The following is an 18,352-nucleotide window of genomic DNA, read 5'->3' as shown; positions in this document are numbered from 1 at the left end:
TTTAACCTTCTTTAGCAATTTTGATGAGTAATTCTTCTTTCGTCAGGTTGCTAGATTCAGCATCACGGCGACCTTTATATTCAAAAGTACCTGCATCTAAACCTTTCTCACCAATCACAATACGGTGCGGAATACCTGTAAGCTCAAGATCAGAGAATTTCACCCCAGGACGTTCATTACGATCATCCAGTAATACATCATAACCTGCAGCTTGAAGTTCAGCATAAAGTGCTTCTGCTGCTTCTAATGTACGTGGTGATTTATGTGCGTTCATTGGCACAATCGCAATTTCAAATGGTGCAATTGCTGCAGGCCAGATGATGCCTTTATCATCAAAGTTTTGTTCAATAGCAGAAGCAACTACACGTGTTACTCCAATCCCATAGCATCCCATGGTAACAGTAAACGGTTTGCCATCTTCACCTAATACTTTGCAGCCCAACGCTTCTGAGTATTTAGTACCAAGCTGGAAGATATGACCGACTTCAATACCGCGTTTAATTTGTAGCGTTCCTTTCCCATCGGGAGATGGATCGCCCTCAACGACATTACGTAAATCATAAACTTCAGTATATTGTGCATCGCGCTCCCAGTTCACACCTGTTGCGTGTTGATCAACTTGGTTTGCACCAGCAACAAAGTCAGACAGTACCGATGCAGCACGGTCTACAATCACAGTTATGCCTTTTTCGACCAAACCTTGTGGACCAACAAAGCCAGCAGTTAAACCTAACGCTGCAATTTGTGAATCGGTTGCAAAAGTAAGTGGTGCAGCAATCTGTGGATGTTTTTCTGCTTTAATTTCATTCAGCTCATGGTCGCCACGTAAGAATAAAGCAATTACAGGAACTTGTCCTGATTCATTGGCAACACCTTGCACCAAAAGTGCTTTTATAGACTGATTGCTGTTTGCACCTAAAAATGCAGTGACATCGGCAATGGTTTTTTGATTTGGTGTATCTACAACTTTTAGTTCTTGTGTTGCTGCCGCACGTTCACCCACTAAAATAGCTTCTGCCATTTCAATGTTTGCTGCGTAATCAGATTCGGTAGAGAAAGCGATATCATCTTCACCACTTGAAGCCAGAACGTGGAATTCATGTGAACCAGAACCACCAATAGAACCTGTATCTGCTTGTACTGGGCGGAAGTCTAAACCTAAGCGTGAGAAAATTCTGCAGTATGTGTCGTACATGACATCATAGGTTTCTTGTAGGGAGGCTTGATTGGTATGGAAAGAATAAGCATCTTTCATAATAAACTCACGTGAACGCATTACCCCAAAACGTGGTCGAATTTCGTCACGGAATTTAGTTTGAATTTGATAGAAGTTGATTGGCAATTGCTTATAGCTTTTTAATTCATTACGTGCCAAATCAGTAATGACTTCTTCATGTGTTGGACCAAGTACAAAAGGATTGTCGTGGCGGTCTTTAAAGCGCAGTAACTCAGGACCGTATTGCACATAACGCCCTGATTCTTCCCAAAGTGAGGCAGGCTGAGTGACAGGCATAAAAGTTTCTAAAGCACCTGCGCGATTCATTTCTTCACGAACAATGGCTTCAACTTTATTTAGCACACGCACACCCATTGGCAGCCAAGTATATAAACCTGAAGCCAATTTACGAATCATACCCGCACGTAACATCAGCTGGTGAGAAATCACCTCGGCATCGTTTGGGGTTTCTCTTAACGTAGCAAATAAAAAGCGACTCGCGCGCATGGAAACTGTCCTAAAAAGTGAAGCGTTAAATGGAGTTTTTTCAAAGCCAGATTATACAATAAAAATCGGGCTAAACTTGCGTTAAAATTTAGCCCGAACGATTGTGTGACTTTGCGTGAGATTTTAAGAAATCAGTTTACGCGTTTGGCGTAACATAAAATTCTTAAAATCGTCTAAGTAAGTGAAAATGACAGGTACGACCACCAAGGTGAGTAGGGTGGATGTAATTACACCGCCAATGACTGCGTGTGCCATAGGCGCACTTTGTTCGCCGCCTTCACCCAAGCCAAGTGCGAGTGGCACCATCCCCATCACCATTGCACTGGTGGTCATTAAAATAGGGCGTAAACGGGTTTTCCCTGCAGCTATAATTGCATCATAACGTGAATCGCCCTGATCCATGGCTTTTTTAATAAAATCAATTAGTAAAATCGCATTTTTGGTGACCAATCCCATCAGCATAATAATACCGATAATAGAAAACAGGTTCATGGTCGAGTTAAAAATAAACAGTGCCAAGAATACTCCAATCAACGATAAAGGTAGGGAAGCCATAATTGCTGCGGGGTGAATGAAACTGTTGAATTGCGAACCTAAAACAATATAAATAAACACAATAGACAGGGTAATTGCAGTCAGTGCATAACCTGCAGATTCAGCCATGTCAGCATTGGCGCCTTGAGTGTCGAAGCTATAACCTGCGGGTAATTTAAAGTTATCCTGAATTTTTTGAATGTCGGCACCAATGTCCCCTGCAGGACGTCCAGCAGTGTTAGCTTCGACCAAAACTTCACGGGCCAAATCACGGCGGTTGATTTGCGCTGCACCTAAACTTTCTTCAAACTTCGCCACACTTGCTAGAGGCACTAAAATATTTTGTCCATTGGCATCGGTTTTTTGTGAAGTTAAATACATATTTTGCACATCGCTCGGCAAGCTACGATGGTTTTCTGTAAGGCGAACATTGACATCGTAGGTTTCGCCACGTTCATCTTGCCAAGTGGTGACATCATCCCCCGCAATCAGTGGGCGGATAATATTGGCAATTTGATTTACCGATAGCCCTAAATCGCTGGCAAGGACACGGTTAATATGAACACCTAATGTAGGTTTAGGAGCTTTTAGCGAGCTTTCTAAATCGACAATACCATTCACCTGAGCAATTTCGGTCATAAAGCGGTCAGAGATTTTTTGTAATTCTGCTAAATCAGGGCCTTTAATAGACACCATCACAGGTTTTTGCCCACCAGAAACCGTTTCATCGGCAGAGGCGACAGAGGTGATGGTGATGCCCGCAACACTTTGTAGACGCTGGCGAAATTCGTTATTGAGTTCGGTTAGCGTTTGTTGACGTTCATTACGCGGGCTGACAGTTACACGTAAATTAACATGATTTTTCCCGCGATCTGTCACGCTGTTAATGGCCCCGTAAGTCGCGCGTACTTCTGGGTGTTGACGAATGATTTGATCTACTTGTTTTAATTTTGCTTGTGAATATTCAAGCGATGCATCCACAGGTGTTTCAAATTTAATCCGAATTTCACCTTTGTCAGGTACAGGTACAAACTCTGTGCCAATCAGTTTGGATAATCCGAGTGCAGCAAATAATGAACCCACGGCAATCAATAAGGTGATAACGCGAAATCGTAGTGCCAATTTTAAAAGTTTTTCATAATGATGGCTTAAATTGTCGAGTTTGTTAGAAATCCAGTTTAAGAAGCGTTTTACCCGTCCAGGTTTTTTATTCGGATTTGCTTTTTCTGCCCAGTGTGCAGAAAGCATTGGATCCAGCGTAAAACTGACAAACATGGAAATCAGTACGGCAGTACTGACGGTGACACCAAATTGATAAAAAAAGCGTCCGATAATGCCGCCCATAAATGCCACAGGTAAAAATACCGCCACAATGGTTAAGGTGGTTGCTAAAACTGCTAAGCCAATTTCTTTAGTACCATCCAAAGCAGCCGTGACATGGTCTTTGCCCATATCTGCATGACGCACGATATTTTCACGTACCACAATTGCATCATCAATCAATAAGCCAATACTGAGCGAGAGCGCCAGTAAGGTCATCATGTTGATGGTAAAGCCAAATGCCCAAATAAAGGTGAGTGTGCCGAGTAGGGCGATTGGCAGGGTCAATCCTGTAATGGCGGTAGAACGGAATGAACCAAGAAACAACAGTACAATCAGGACTGCCAGAATCGCACCCTCAATAATGGTGCGCGCTACATCACGGATACTGCCACGAATCCCTTTAGAAGAATCCACCACGACTTTTGCAGTCATGCCAGCAGGCAGTTGGGTTTGAATACGTTCTAAGGTTTTATAAGTGTTATCTACCACTTCAATGACATTAGAGTCTGAACTACGCAAGATATCGACAGCAACTGCAGTTTGCCCATTTAAAAATGCACTGGTTTCCAGCTCTGCTTGACTGTCTTGAATTGTGGCAACTTGTTTTAAAAAGATTGGCGCACCATTTTTATTGGCAATAATTAAATCGCCAAAAGCCAGAGGGTGAATGACTTTGGATTGGATTTCGACCACCAATTCACTATTGGCTTGTTTGAGTGTGCCGCCAGGTACTTCAATATTTTCAGCTTTGAGCGTGTTGATGACCTGATCCACACCCAGTCCAAAACTCATTAACTTTTGTGGATCTACCTCAATACGAATTTGTCGCTGTGCATCACCCAATAAATTAACAGTTCCGACACCAGACACAGTGCGCAGTTGCGGTACAACTTGTTGATCTAAATAGGAACTTAAATCACGCAAAGACATTTGTGAGGATTCAAACACAATCGACATGACTGCATTGGCAGTTGGGTCGTAGCGCTCCACCACAGGGTTTTGAATTTCATCTCGAAAGCCTGCACTGACAGACGAAATTTTATCGCGTACATCTTGTGCCGCCACTGCCGAAGGAACATCTAAATTAAACTCGGCAATAATAGTAGATAACCCTTCACTGGATTGTGAAACCAGTTGTTTGAGTCCAGAAATGGTGTTGATCTGATCTTCCATTTTCTTGGTGATTTCAGATTCAACTGTTTCAGGTGATGCACCCGGATAACTGGTATAAACCACTACAAACGGAAAATCGACGTCAGGAAATTCTTCCACGCCCATACGTTGCCATGAAGCCAAGCCAAGCACCATTAGACAAAACATCATCATGATGGTAAAAACGGGATACTTGACGCTAACTCGGGTAAACCACATAACAACGATCCTGATTTTTTATTTATTGGACATCTGCACTACTGCATTGAGATGAAATTCAATTTATTGAGGGTTATTTTGAATGATCACCTGCTGCTGAATTTGATCGGGGTTGAACACCACTCGACTGACTAGATCACTGCTCTGTAAGCCTTGAATCACAGCAGTATTGTCACTATAGCGCTGTTCTAAAACTGTGATATCCACGCGGGCAATTTTTTGATCTCGAATCACCCAAACATAAGGTTTGTTTTGGATATCGTGAATGGTATTGAGTGGGATGATTTGCCCTGAAATTGTCGTGTTCGCTAAAATATAACCATCCACAAATGCCCCAATACTTAAAGAGGGAAGACGATCAAGCGGGGTTGCAAAAAATTCAATTTGACGACTGGCTAAATCCGCAACAGGAGAAACACGGCTAATTTGTGCATTAAATGTGTTTGCTTGTCCTTGGAGTTGATATTCAATTTTTTGACCAATTTTGAGTGCGGCTTGTAAGTCGCTTGGTAATTTCGCTTGAATTTCTAATTGGTTCGGATCGACGACTTCAAATAAGGTTTGTCCTGCAGCCACAGTTTGCCCAGGCTCAACTTGACGTTGGGTAATGACACCATGAATTGGACTGGTAATCGTGCCATCTTGATCGGCTTTTAGTGCAATATCGACATTGGCTTGTTGGGCGCGTACATTTTCCATTTGCGCACGATAATCTAACTGACTTTGCTCATATTCCACTTGTGAAATAAAACCCTGATCGAGCAAACGTTTTTTTCGTTGCATCATGTTGCGGGCTTGGTTGGCTTGCGCTTGCGTTGCAGCTAAATTGGCGCGAGCTTGTGCTAAACGCGCAGCATTATCCTGATTATTTAAGCGTAGCAAGGTTTGACCACGTTGTACGCTATCTCCCACTTTGACATAGACTGAGGTTGCTGTGGCAGTCACCTGTGCTTGAATACTGCTTTGATTCACAGCACGCACTGTGCCTGTAAAGGCAGTTTTACTGATTGCGCTGCCTTGTTGTGGTGTCACTAAATCTTGCTGAATGAGTTCAATTTTTTCTGATACTGTTGTTTTATTTTCAGTTTCTGTTTTTTGGCAGGCACTCAGCAAAATACATAAACCGATTGCACCAATACGAAAAATGGGTAAATGCTGCCGATTAAACCTAACTGCGATACGCTGTGCAATGTGCATGCATATTTGTCCTTATTGATTGCCAAAATGACAAGGTAATTCAAATCAACTATTCAAGTGCTTTTAAGCGAGTAATAATTCTGTCGTATTCTGCTTGTGTATTTCGATAGCTTGTTTGTAAAGATTGAATCATATCTTTTTTAAGCTCGATGTTTTTTAAGTTATTGTCCAAATTGGTTTTTAGTTGTGCAGGCACAGGTTTGACCTTGCGTAAATACTCCATTTCTTGACGTTTAAAAGTAATACGGTCATTTTGCAGCTGTTTGAGTTGTTCTTGTTGGAAAATAATTTGCTTTTTAATATGCGCTAAAGCGTTATTACGTTTAGTGATTGCGGTTTGACTATTGGTATAGGCTTTTTTTAAACGCTGATCAGATTCCATTTGATACGCTTGAGCAGCACGTTGTGGGGCTTTTTTAATATCCATTTCAGTGTTGTATGGACGTGCGCGCTGAATCACTTGCATGTTACGGTCTAATGCTTCATAGCCATGACGAATATGATTAGGTGTCACATTACTACTAATATTTGCAACGCCATGTTGATCATAATAGCGATACCACACCGCTTTGTTCTGGCTGTCAGCCATGAGTGGGGCAGAGGACAAGAGCAGTAAAGCAAGCATGCCCAATTTAAGTGACTGCTTATTTTGTTTTAATTTTACAGCGAGTGATTTTGCAAAAAAAGTGCTCACGTTGTCCCCCACAATAAAGTTGACTAAATTACTTAAATTACACGTAATAATAGTGTTATATTAGATCAAAATTAGGAATTAAAAAAATACAACCGATAAAAAATATCAATGGTCACAAGAAAGTGTGAGCGGTTTGGTGATAATGGTGTAAAAGTGTAGATTTACACTAAATATGTTCATTGAAACTACAAGTAAAGATATGTTAAAAATACGATCAATGTGTAAGATTTTTCTACTCAGTTGCTTGTACAAACAAAAATGGGAAGGGTCATTGAATGGACGATAAATTCCAAAATCTAAAAGTCATGGTGATTGATGATTCAAAAACCATTCGCCGTACAGCTGAAACACTTCTGCAGCGTGAAGGTTGTGAAGTGGTTACCGCAGTTGATGGATTTGAAGCTTTATCCAAAATTGCCGAATCAAATCCAGATATCGTATTCGTAGATATTATGATGCCACGCCTAGATGGTTACCAAACGTGTGCCTTAATTAAAAACTCGCAAAACTACCAAAACATTCCTGTCATTATGCTATCAAGTAAAGATGGTTTATTTGACCAAGCCAAAGGACGTGTAGTAGGTTCTGATGAGTATCTGACTAAACCATTTAGTAAAGATGAATTATTAAACGCCATTCGTAACCACGTGACAGCATAATTATTAGTTAGTTAGATTTATTGGGGAAAATAATGGCTCGTATTCTTATTGTAGATGATTCACCTACAGAAACATTCCGCTTCAGAGAAATCTTGACCAAGCATGGTTTTGAAGTCATTGAAGCAGCGAATGGTGCAGATGGCGTGACCATGGCGCAAGCTGAATTACCAGATTTAGTATTAATGGATGTGGTTATGCCAGGCGTGAATGGCTTTCAGGCAACACGTCAAATTTCGCGTGGTGACACCACCAAACACATTCCAATTGTAATTGTGAGTACCAAAGATCAGGCAACTGATCGTGTTTGGGGAAAACGCCAAGGTGCAAGCGATTACTTAACTAAGCCTGTTGACGAAAAACAATTAATTGATGTGATTAATCAACACCTTAATGCAGGATAAGCTATGGCTGCAAATGGTTTTATTGAATTGCTTCGGTTATCTAAACGTGGAAACAAAAACTACGTTAGTACCGAAAATGAGGTAAACCGCTGGTCAGGCATTGCTTTTGAGATGATGGGGCAATATTTCGTTGCTCCATTAGGAGAAGTTTCTGAGGTTATTTATCCACCGAAATATACGCCAGTGCCAAATACCCAACCTTGGGTAGTAGGTTTAGCGAATATTCGCGGAAGATTACTTTCAGTTTCAGATTTGGCACATTATGTTTCTGGGCAAAGCAGCCAATATTCACCTACTCAAAAAGTAATGTGTATTAGTCATAATGACCATTATGTCGGTTTAGTTGTAGATCAAGTTTTGGGTATACAGCACTTTAATAAGAAAAGTTTCTTTTCTAAACACAATGATTTAGATAGTAATTTACAAAAATATTGTCAGGGGTATTTTCACCAACATAACCAACAATGGCATGTTTTCTTATTTAGTCGTTTATTGCAAAACCCAAAATACATGAACGCATCTATAAAATTTATAAATTAACTGTCGCGCACCTAAAAAATGAAGGCGTCAATCGGGGAGAAGCTGCATGGGCTTTAAACTTAAAAAGAAAAATTCAGGCGAAGAAACCGTCCGTAAAGCAAGTGGTCCAGGTTTTTTTGCAAAATTACAGGCGCGAACAGAAGAGTTTGCGAGTGTATTTGGCGAAACAGAAAAATCTAAGCCACTTATTTTAGGCGCAGCTTTTTGTATCATCTTATCGCTTTTCCTGTTGTTATACCTTTTTTATAGCGTGCCGCGTAATAACGATTTTACCCGTAGTTTGGGTGATTTACGTCTGTTGTCACAAACCATTTCACGTCAAGCAACCGAAGCGACTGCATCAGGTACGCCTGAATCTATTAAAAACTTAACAGATTCACAAAAAGCCTTTGCTGCTCACTTAGAAACAGTGAAGGATATTCATGCCAGCACAGATACACTGCGTGAAGTGGAAACACAGTGGAAATCGGTTTCTGAAAATATTGATTTGATTGCTTCGCAACAAAAAATCATTAACCAACTCTATGACACCAACATTGCAATTGGTGAAACCATTCCGGGTATTCAGGCTGAATATAACTTGATGGTTGACCAAATGGCACGTCAAGACATGCCAAGTAGCCAGGTGGTTATTGCAAAGAACCAAGTATTCATTGCAGAACGTATTTTACGTTCAATCAGTTCTGTATTAACAGGTACAGACAGTTCACGTGAATCTGCAGATGACTTTAGTGCCGATACCGAAACGTTTGGTGCTTACTTGGCAGCACAGTTAAATGGTAGTGTGGAACTTGGTGTACAACGTATTACTCAAGAAGATTTACGTAGTTCATTAGAAGGTATTCAAGCAGAATATGAAGATGTATTGAAATCTGCTGCTGCAACAGTTTTAAATAACTCAACACAAATTGTAAAAGTACGTCAGGCATCATCTTCTATTTTTGATCAGTCAGATAAGCTTTTAACCAATTTAAATAAATTGTCTAGCGGTTCAGGTTGGTCTATTGCAATTCCTGCAATTGGCTTAATTGCAGCATTACTTGCGTTCTTATTCTGTGTATTCAAACTCTTGAACTTACGTGGTGAAGCCGATAAAACTCGCGTGGTTCGTCTACAAGATGAATATGACCGTAACCAGAACGCGATTTTACGTTTACTTGATGAGATTGCCGACCTTGCAGATGGTGACTTACGTTCATACGCAACAGTATCGGAAGACTTCACGGGTGCAATTGCCGACTCGATTAACTTCGCAATTGACCAATTACGTGACCTTGTATCGCGTATTCACGAAACATCGCACGAAGTTGCACAATATACGGCAACCACACAGAACATTACCAACCAGCTTGCTGAAGCATCTGAGCATCAGGCGCAAGAAATTGCAGGTGCATCTGCCGCAATTAACGAAATGGCAATGTCGATTGACCAAGTATCTGCCAACGCTGAAGAATCAGCAGCGGTAGCAGAACGTTCAGTACATATTGCATCGAATGGTGCAGACGTTGTAAACCGTTCAATTGAAGGTATGGATATCATTCGTGAGCAAATTCAAGAAACCTCTAAACGTATTAAGCGTTTGGGTGAATCTTCACAAGAGATTGGTAACATCGTTGCCTTGATTAACGATATTGCCGACCAAACTAACATCTTGGCATTAAACGCAGCAATTCAGGCGTCTATGGCGGGTGAAGCAGGTCGTGGTTTCGCAGTCGTAGCCGACGAGGTACAGCGTCTAGCGGAACGTTCAGCATCTGCAACCAAACAGATTGAAACACTGGTTAAAACCATTCAGACCGATACCAACGAAGCCGTAATTTCGATGGAACAAACCACATCGGAAGTTGTACGTGGTGCGAACTTATCTAAGGATGCGGGTGTTGCACTGGATGAAATTCAAACGGTATCGACCAACCTTGCGAAATTGATTTCTAACATTTCGGATGCTGCAAAACTTCAGTCTGCTTCTGCAGGTCACATTGCAACCACGATGAACGTTGTACAGGAAATTACCTCGCAAACGACCAGTGCAACTTTCGATACTGCACGTTCGGTATCTGAGTTGGCCAACATGGCAGAATCATTACGTGAATCTGTAACTGACTTTAAACTACCTGAATAAGCGGGATTCCAGCTTGGGGAAAGGTGTACCTATACACAGTTATGGGTACACCATCATTCAGAGATAAAGCATCGCAAAGATGAACTTAACTTTTGGGTTAGGGGCATTCAGGATGGTTACAATTAAGTTGAAGTGCCTTTTGGTGCTGAAAACGTAAGAAGCCTTAGCTATGAAAGAAATATTAAAAAATTTAGTCGAAACAATGACGCTTCCTGAAGATAGTTATCTTGAGCAAGATGCGGAAATTCTTGAAATTTTTGTCGAAGAAATTGAAGAAATCTTCGAAGAATTAAATCCATTATTTACAACTTGGTTTGCGAACCCAACAGATCAAGAAACTTTAGTGACTATTCGTCGTCACTTTCACACTTTAAAAGGCTCGGGTCGCATGGTGGGTGCGAAGTCTGCGGGCGAATTGGCATGGACGGTTGAAGATACTTTAAACCGTGTGCTTTCGGGTGCGGTAACACTCAATACTGATATTCAAAAATACGCAAAAACTGTTTTAAATATTTATCAATACAAGCTTTATCCAATTTTTAAACAAGTCGGTTTAATTGATCTTGATTTACGCCCATTAGTGCTTTTAGGACAACAATTACAGCAAAACCAAAGTCCTGAACCTGCATTGGAAGAGTTGCTGATTTTAGCGGATCAACTGACTGCAACTGATATGCCGACAGGACTAGAATTGGCGGATGCTGCAGTTGAAACAGCAGTAGTCACAGCAGTTGAATCATCTGAAGATGTAATGACTGCTGAAGAAATGCTGCATACAGAAGTTGAACAAGAAGCGGCTGCTGATGCGAGTCTATTGGCTGAAACTCTGGCTATTTTTGTAGAAGAAGCTGAAGAGCATTTAGCGACCATTGATCAGTTCTTGGCGCAAGATCAGATTCACTCACAAGACTATAATGGCTTAATCCGTGCTTTACATACACTGCGCGGCAGTTCGTCTATGGCGCAAATTGATCAAGTTTTTCAAGCCAGTTCTAAAGTTGAAAACTTGTTTAAAGCGTTTGTACAAGATGAAATTGAATCCACCTCTAAAGAAACTGCGCTGTTGGTGCAATATGCAGAATTTGTCCGGGATTATCTGCATGTACTTCGTCAAGGTCACTGTGATGGTTTAGATGTAATCTATGCAACTTTTAATAAAGCATGGGATAGCTACGGCTTTAGCACCAGCGATACAGAAGACTCTAATCCTCAAGGTTTAGTATCGAAGCTAATCGAACTGAATATTGATCGTTTACTTGATGCCGAATTTGAATTTGATAAATTGGCGCAAGCGCAATTCCCAAGCTATTTAGAAGAACTCAGCGCACAAGCGCAATTGTTGGTAGAGCATACCGATAACCGTGCGTCTGTGGGTATTCATCAATTTACTGAAGAACTTAAAGCTGCTTACGATAGTGTTTTAGCCAAACCAATTCTGCTTAACTCTGAATATGGTTATGAGTTATTTGCACAGGCACACCAAGAGTTTATTCATTTATTCGATACCTTGGCTGCGGGACAGCGTGTTACGGTTACAGAAGACATTCAGAAAACCTTAAATGACTTAACTGCATTTGTGCAGCAAGACATTGATGCAATTGCACTTGAAGATGCTGAAACATCAGTGAGCGACAATGCTGTAGAAACAACAGTTGTTGTAGAACCTGAAGCGGTGCCTGCTGCAGTTGCTAGCGAAAATTCGGGCACAGTGAATTTGGCGCAATTGTCACAACGTATTGCATCAGATCAACAAAACATGCATGCCGATGATGCCAACAAAGACTTCGATCCTGACTTGCTGGATATCTTCTTGGAAGAAGCAGAAGAGCTTTTGGTGGGTATGGATGAAGATGTCAATACTTGGTCAAAAGACGCCAGCGATACTTCGGCTTTAAACAACTTAATGCGTTATTTGCACACTTTAAAAGGTGGTGCAAATATGATTTCTGCGACGCATATTGGTTTAATTGCACACAACCTTGAGTCGATTTACGAGCGTATCATTAACAACCAAATTGTTGTTTCACCTGCGTTAATTCAAATTATTCGTTTGGTGCAAGATGATATTGCAGACCGTATTCAGACCATTCGTGATGAGCGTGTGGACTATGCTGCGCCAGAGTCGATTGCAATTTTAGGCAACATTGTTAGCTTGGCACAAGGCGATGCAGATGTGTCAGTTGCAAGTGCGACAACCGCAGCGCAGCCTGAACAGACTATTGAGGCAGTAGAAGAGGTTGATGCACAGCCTGAGTTGGCGGTAGAAGCGTTGCAAGATACAACTGCAGATTTAGCTGAAGATGACGCAGTTATTGCTGATGATGCACATTTTGAAGACGCTGCTGCTGCGGCATTTGAGCCGATCACAGAAACTGTAAGTCTTGAAGCAAGTGCTGAATCTGAAGATGAGCAATTACATTCAATTGTGGTTGAGACTTTCAGAGAAGAAGCGGAAGAAATTTTGGATGCTGCAGATCAGCGCTTGAAACAATGGTTTGAACAGCGTAGTGACCGAAGTATCTTGCTTCAATTACAACGTGCGGCGCACAGCTTAAAAGGCGGTGCACGTATGGCTGAAATTGAGTCTGTTGCGCAAATCGCCTATCAACTTGAAAGTGCCTTTGAACAGTTTGCTGTGCATCAATTTAACTCAAATGTTTATGATGCTTTATTGCAAACCACGTTGGCGTGGTTGCGTGATGCAATCTTCAAAGCAGATTACAGCAATTATGACAGCTTAAAATCTAGCTTGTCGGCGATGCAGTTTGTAGATGTATCTGCGCAATTGCCCGAGCGTTTAACGCATACCGACTTGTTATCGCCAAGCCGTAGTTATGAGTTTGTTCAGGGTGATGGTACAGAGCCACCTGCAATGTCGGGTGAGTGGGGCGAAACCACACAGCTGGATAATAGCAATGAGATGATTCGTATCTCTGCCGATTTAGTCGAGAAGATGATTGACTTGTCAGGCGAGAACTCGATTAACCGTTCACGTATTGAAATGGAGCTTGGGCAACTGGGCGGTACGTTGAATGAGATGGAATTGGCGATTAAACGTCTTGCCGATCAGTTACGTCGAATGGAAGGCGAGCTGGAATCGCAAATTATTGCCAAGCACGGTTCTGAAAACTCACGTTATGCAGACTTTGACCCATTAGAGATGGATCAATATTCATCGTTGAATCAGTTGTCTAAATCTCTGGCGGAATCTGCATCGGACTTGGTGGACTTTAAGAGCACCTTGGCTGAAAAAATTCGTGATGCTGAAGGTTTGTTATTACAACAATCACGTATTCAGGCCGAAATTCAAGAAAGCTTGATGCGCACACGCCTTGTACCATTCTCACGTTTATTGCCACGTTTACAACGTATTGTGCGTCAGACTTCATCGACCTTAAACCGTCCAACAGAATTGGTGGTTTATAACACTGAAGGTGAATTAGACCGTACCATTCTAGAGCGTTTGGTGACACCGTTTGAACACATGCTGCGCAACGCGGTCGACCATGGGATTGAAGACCCTGCACAACGTGCTGCAGCCAATAAACCTGAAGTTGGTAAAATTGAACTGAACATTACTCGCCAAGGCACAGATGTTATGGTGACTTTTGTGGATGATGGTAAGGGTATTGATGATGCCAAGATTAAAGAAAAAGCATTGAGCTTAGGTTTAATCAAAGCTGATCAGAATTTAGATAAAAATGAAATTCTGCAATACATTTTCCACCCAGGCTTTACAACAGCACAATCGGTTACACAAATTTCAGGTCGTGGCGTTGGTTTAGACGTGGTGCAAAGTGAGATTAAGGCGCTCGGCGGTCACGTTTCTGTAGATTCAACATTAGGTCAAGGCACAACCTTTAGTATTCGTGTACCAACGACGGTTGCGGTATCCGATGCCTTAATGGTTAAAGTTGGTGATCAACAATTTGCTGTACCGTTGGCGCAAATTGACCGTATTGTACGTATTGCACCAACCACTTTGGAATCTTACTTCAACAGCAATGAAGATTTCTTCCAAATTGACAACCAGAACTACAAGTTACGTTACTTATCTGAGTTCGTTGGCAATCAGCCATTACCGCGTTTAAGCCATGTGGGTCATTCACTACCTGTTCTGTTAATTAAAGGCAGCACAGGTCAAACCATTGCTTTACTAGTCGATCAGTTGATTGGTTCGCGTGGTCAAATTGTTGTGAAACCAATTGGACAACAGTTCTCAAGCATTGGTGCAATTGCAGGCGCAACTATTTTGGGTGATGGTCAAGTTTGTTTGATTTTGGATGGTCAGAACATTGCCCGTCAAATTCTTGCAACGCAACGTACTAAACAAGCCAGCGATCAACGTGATAGCCAACGTCGTGATACACGCCGCTTAATTATGATTGTGGATGACTCAGTCACCGTACGTAAAGTAACTTCACGTCTGCTTGAGCGTCAAGGTTATGACATCGTGACTGCCAAAGATGGTGTCGATGCCATGGAGCAGCTTGAAAACGTCAAACCTGACTTGATGTTACTGGATATTGAAATGCCACGTATGGATGGTTTTGAGGTGACTAACCTTGTACGCCACCACGACATGCATAGCAATCTGCCGATCATCATGATTACGTCACGTACAGGTGAAAAACACCGCGAACGAGCGTTTAGCTTGGGTGTGACGCACTACATGGGTAAACCGTTCCAAGAGGCAGAATTGCTTGCCAATATTGAACAATTATTAGCAGTCAGTCAGGGGTAAACGATGAGTCAGACGAATAGTCCAAATTTACTCGGGCAAATCAGTCAGCAAGAGCTGCAACATTTAATTACCGTATCTACCGGTTTTATTGATGCTTATATTGTTGAATGTCATGGTAAACAACCAATGCTGATACCTCAAAATATTGTGTTGTCAGCGCTGGATAACGCCACTCAAGTTAAAACTGTGGAATGGCACGAATCGCAATTGCCTGTTTATGCAGTCAATGACCCAGAGAAAAAAATGGGCGTGGCACTGGTCATTGAAGGTGATGAAATGGAGCAGCGTTTTGCTTTGATGTGCAATGAAATGCCTAAAACACTGCGCTTGCGTATTTCTGAAGTGGTAGATGATGACCAGCAAACCACGACTGATCCTGCGGTATTCCAATATGTCCGTATGGGTGAGCAGGTCTTTCATGTGCCTAATTTGCAATACATTCAAGAAAATTTGACGATCTAAACGCAATTTTCTCCGTTGTAAAATAGAAAAGGAACTCAAATAGAGTTCCTTTTCTGCTTCATGCAACTAATCTTATTGGATTTAAGTTAGTAATCCTTCCAAAATCTGTTCATAAATTTCTGCCAATGGCTCTAAATCAGCCACATCAACATGCTCGTTAATTTGGTGAATGGTGGCATTGAGTACGCCTAACTCCAACACTTGTGCACCTGTCGGCGCAATAAAGCGACCATCAGATGTACCGCCACTGGTCGATAATTCTGTTTCAACACCTGTGACATTGCGAATGGCTTGACGTGCAGCATTAACCAATTCGCCCACAGGGGTTAAAAATGGCAAACCTGAAAGCGTCCACTCGATTTCATAATCCACTTGATGGCGATCTAAAATTTCCAAGACACGTGCTTTTAGCTCATCTGCAGTCACTTCAGTCGAATAACGGAAGTTAAAGGTCACCGTCATGTTACCTGGGACAACATTGGTCGCACCTGTTCCTGCTTGAATATTTGAAATTTGAAATGAGGTGGCAGGGAAGTATTCATTGCCATGATCCCACACCGTTTCACACAGTTCCGAAATCGCTTTAGACGCGGTATGAATCGGGTTAATTGCCAAGTGTGGATAAGCCACATGACCTTGTTTACCTTTTACCGTCAAGACACCATTAAGCGAACCGCGACGCCCATTTTTAATAATATCGCCTAATTTATGGGTACTTGAAGGTTCACCTACCAAACACCAAGTCATTTTTTCCTGACGTGCTTCTAAAGTTTCAACGACTTTGACGGTGCCGTTAATAGAGGGGCCTTCTTCATCAGAAGTGATCAAAAAGGCAATTGAGCCTTTGTGATCAGGATGTTTGGCGACAAAGCGTTCAGAGGCAACCACCATGGCTGCCAATGCGGTTTTCATGTCGGCACTGCCACGACCATAAAGTTTGCCATCACGAATTTCAGGTACAAATGGATCGGTATTCCATGCGTCTAAATTGCCTGTCGGTACAACATCTGTATGACCTGCAAAGCAAAAGACAGGTGCTTCTGTACCTTTACGCGCCCAGAGGTTATCTACATCGTCAAAACGCATAGATTCAATCTTAAATCCAATTTTTTCTAAGCGTTCTGCCATGAGGTTTTGACAGTTGTGATCGACAGGAGTGACAGACGGTTGGCGTAAAAGCTGAAGGCTTAAATCCAGAGTAGCAGAAGAGGTCATGAGAGTTTCAGACGTTTATCAAGAGTAAGTGCTAATAATAGGGGAATAATGCAACAAAAGTGAAATTTTAGCGTGAAAAAACCTTGTCCGAGAACAAGGTTTTTTGTGGTTTTTGTGAAGATATTCCTGAAATACTCAGAATTATTTGCGAATTTCTTGTTGGGTTTTTTCAGCAGTATTACTCACCGCATGACCTGCAGAAGATACGTCTTCGCCCACGCCTTTAATTGTATTACAACCCGTTAAAACAAAGGCTAATAGTAGTGAAGTCGCTAGAATTTTTTTCATGATCATCTCCAATATGTTCTAGATAGATTATTTTGATGTGTTTTTTAGCTTAGGAAATAAACAGAATAATAAATAGGCAACTTTTATGGTGCTTACGTAATAAAATGTTGAAACAGTTATTCAGCGTGTTAAAGGGGGATAGCTAATCAGCGGTGCAGCACGATACATATAAAATTGTGAATGTGCCGCCCGATAATACAAGCCATCTCCCCACCATTGATTCGGTAGGCTACTGGCTTGAGCATTTTGACAAATCCATTCATGACGTTGTAGGCGATAAAACCGTTCTGCTTGGGCAGGAATATCACTCCCCCAAAGACCTAAACGACGAGCGCGATTAATCCAGTGTGGCGTAAGTGTTGTAGATGATTGTGCCAAGTGATGTATGGCGAAATACAATTGTCCTTTGAGTACAGCAAAACGGCGTTGAATCGGCACATCCAAGGCTTGCTTAAATTGAAATTGCTTTTGACTAAAATGATTCAGTTTACGCGCCAAAGTATCGGAGCGGTTTAAACCATACCAGTGTGCCAAAGAGCAATCCGCTTCGGCTAAATAGTATTTTAATGCGACTTCCCAATGTTCAACCTGCTGTGTGTCATGGTTGTGCAGTAAAAAATCCAGTTCACCCACAGTTTTAGCGCCATCAATAATTTGAATACTGTGTCCCAATAATTCGAAGGGATGATAATCACGATCACGCAGCCAAAACCACATCAGCATTTCAAAGCGTAAGCCTAAACGGGTGCTTTTCAGTTGATTTAAAAAGTCGTACACTGCTTCTGGATGTGAATCTAAATAGGCTAAACGTGATTGATAAGCGTGATAATGCTGCTGCCAAAAAGTATCTGAATGGAATTCAAAAGCATGTTGAATGGGCAATTGCTCAGGCACAGCACATAAAATATTCGGACTTGCCACACTAAAAGCCAACTGACGGATGAGTGGGGTTTTGTAGGTCAGCCATACTTCGGGCAGAAGTTCGGGTTGATACAACTCAATCATTATGAATCCATGCTGAAAAATGCAGAATTACAACGGAAAATTAAAAAACGCTTTATACTACCGCAATTCGTAGT

The 18,352-nt window shown here is 41.6% G+C and carries 13 protein-coding genes; 6 read left to right on the top strand and 7 right to left on the bottom strand.

The features are described 5' to 3' along the window. Nucleotide 1 precedes the first annotated feature (1 nt). From FTU39_RS02305 to FTU39_RS02290, 4 genes are all read right to left on the bottom strand, one after another. Nucleotides 2–1,723 (bottom strand): proline--tRNA ligase, encoded by a 1,722-nt coding sequence (locus FTU39_RS02305; protein WP_180051663.1) that lies wholly within the window; start codon nucleotides 1,721–1,723, stop codon nucleotides 2–4. Between the two features lie 123 nt (nucleotides 1,724–1,846). Next, nucleotides 1,847–4,951 (bottom strand): efflux RND transporter permease subunit, encoded by a 3,105-nt coding sequence (locus FTU39_RS02300; protein ID WP_180051662.1) that lies wholly within the window; start codon nucleotides 4,949–4,951, stop codon nucleotides 1,847–1,849. Between the two features lie 63 nt (nucleotides 4,952–5,014). Beyond that, on the bottom strand, nucleotides 5,015–6,148 hold the full coding sequence (locus FTU39_RS02295) for an efflux RND transporter periplasmic adaptor subunit (protein ID WP_131261509.1): 1,134 nt from the start codon (nucleotides 6,146–6,148) through the stop codon (nucleotides 5,015–5,017). A gap of 49 nt (nucleotides 6,149–6,197) precedes the next feature. Then, the gene (locus FTU39_RS02290) at nucleotides 6,198–6,842 is read right to left on the bottom strand and encodes a hypothetical protein (RefSeq protein WP_154320463.1); all 645 of its coding nucleotides are present in this window, start codon (nucleotides 6,840–6,842) and stop codon (nucleotides 6,198–6,200) included. Nucleotides 6,843–7,117: 275 nt separating this feature from the next. Between FTU39_RS02290 and pilG the strand changes: the two genes are divergently transcribed. The 6 genes from pilG to FTU39_RS02260 all read left to right on the top strand — a co-directional run bounded on the left by pilG (nucleotide 7,118) and on the right by FTU39_RS02260 (nucleotide 15,770). After that, the gene (gene pilG, locus FTU39_RS02285; protein WP_004975524.1) at nucleotides 7,118–7,501 is read left to right on the top strand and encodes a twitching motility response regulator PilG; all 384 of its coding nucleotides are present in this window, start codon (nucleotides 7,118–7,120) and stop codon (nucleotides 7,499–7,501) included. 32 nt (nucleotides 7,502–7,533) lie between these two features. Beyond that, a complete protein-coding gene (locus tag FTU39_RS02280; RefSeq protein WP_004975526.1) occupies nucleotides 7,534–7,902 on the top strand; it encodes a PleD family two-component system response regulator in 369 nt (122 codons plus the stop codon). Between the two features lie 3 nt (nucleotides 7,903–7,905). Further along, the gene (locus FTU39_RS02275) at nucleotides 7,906–8,442 is read left to right on the top strand and encodes a chemotaxis protein CheW (RefSeq protein WP_180051661.1); all 537 of its coding nucleotides are present in this window, start codon (nucleotides 7,906–7,908) and stop codon (nucleotides 8,440–8,442) included. 46 nt (nucleotides 8,443–8,488) lie between these two features. Continuing rightward, entirely contained in the window at nucleotides 8,489–10,564 is a 2,076-nt protein-coding gene (locus FTU39_RS02270) for a methyl-accepting chemotaxis protein (protein ID WP_004975528.1), read from the top strand. A gap of 169 nt (nucleotides 10,565–10,733) precedes the next feature. Then, nucleotides 10,734–15,308 (top strand): Hpt domain-containing protein, encoded by a 4,575-nt coding sequence (locus tag FTU39_RS02265; RefSeq protein WP_180051660.1) that lies wholly within the window; start codon nucleotides 10,734–10,736, stop codon nucleotides 15,306–15,308. Nucleotides 15,309–15,311: 3 nt separating this feature from the next. Then, nucleotides 15,312–15,770, top strand: coding sequence for a hypothetical protein (locus FTU39_RS02260; RefSeq protein ID WP_004975530.1), 459 nt, complete (start codon nucleotides 15,312–15,314; stop codon nucleotides 15,768–15,770). Between the two features lie 81 nt (nucleotides 15,771–15,851). Here the strand turns inward: FTU39_RS02260 and dapE are convergent, their stop codons facing one another. The 3 genes from dapE to FTU39_RS02245 form a co-directional block, all read right to left on the bottom strand. Further along, nucleotides 15,852–16,985 carry a succinyl-diaminopimelate desuccinylase gene (gene dapE / locus FTU39_RS02255; protein ID WP_004968259.1) on the bottom strand — a complete coding sequence of 378 codons (1,134 nt, stop codon included), beginning with the start codon at nucleotides 16,983–16,985 and terminating at the stop codon, nucleotides 15,852–15,854. A 141-nt stretch (nucleotides 16,986–17,126) separates the two neighbouring features. Next, entirely contained in the window at nucleotides 17,127–17,273 is a 147-nt protein-coding gene (locus FTU39_RS02250; RefSeq protein WP_096901466.1) for an entericidin A/B family lipoprotein, read from the bottom strand. 120 nt (nucleotides 17,274–17,393) lie between these two features. Then, complete coding sequence (locus FTU39_RS02245) at nucleotides 17,394–18,278, bottom strand: DUF1853 family protein (RefSeq protein ID WP_179988576.1); 885 nt, start codon at nucleotides 18,276–18,278, stop codon at nucleotides 17,394–17,396. Nucleotides 18,279–18,352 lie beyond the last annotated feature (74 nt).

The organism is Acinetobacter sp. YH12099 (genome assembly GCF_013419195.1).
In the GTDB taxonomy this organism is placed as follows: domain Bacteria; phylum Pseudomonadota; class Gammaproteobacteria; order Pseudomonadales; family Moraxellaceae; genus Acinetobacter; species Acinetobacter towneri.
This window is presented reverse-complemented; position numbering and strand designations above follow the sequence as displayed.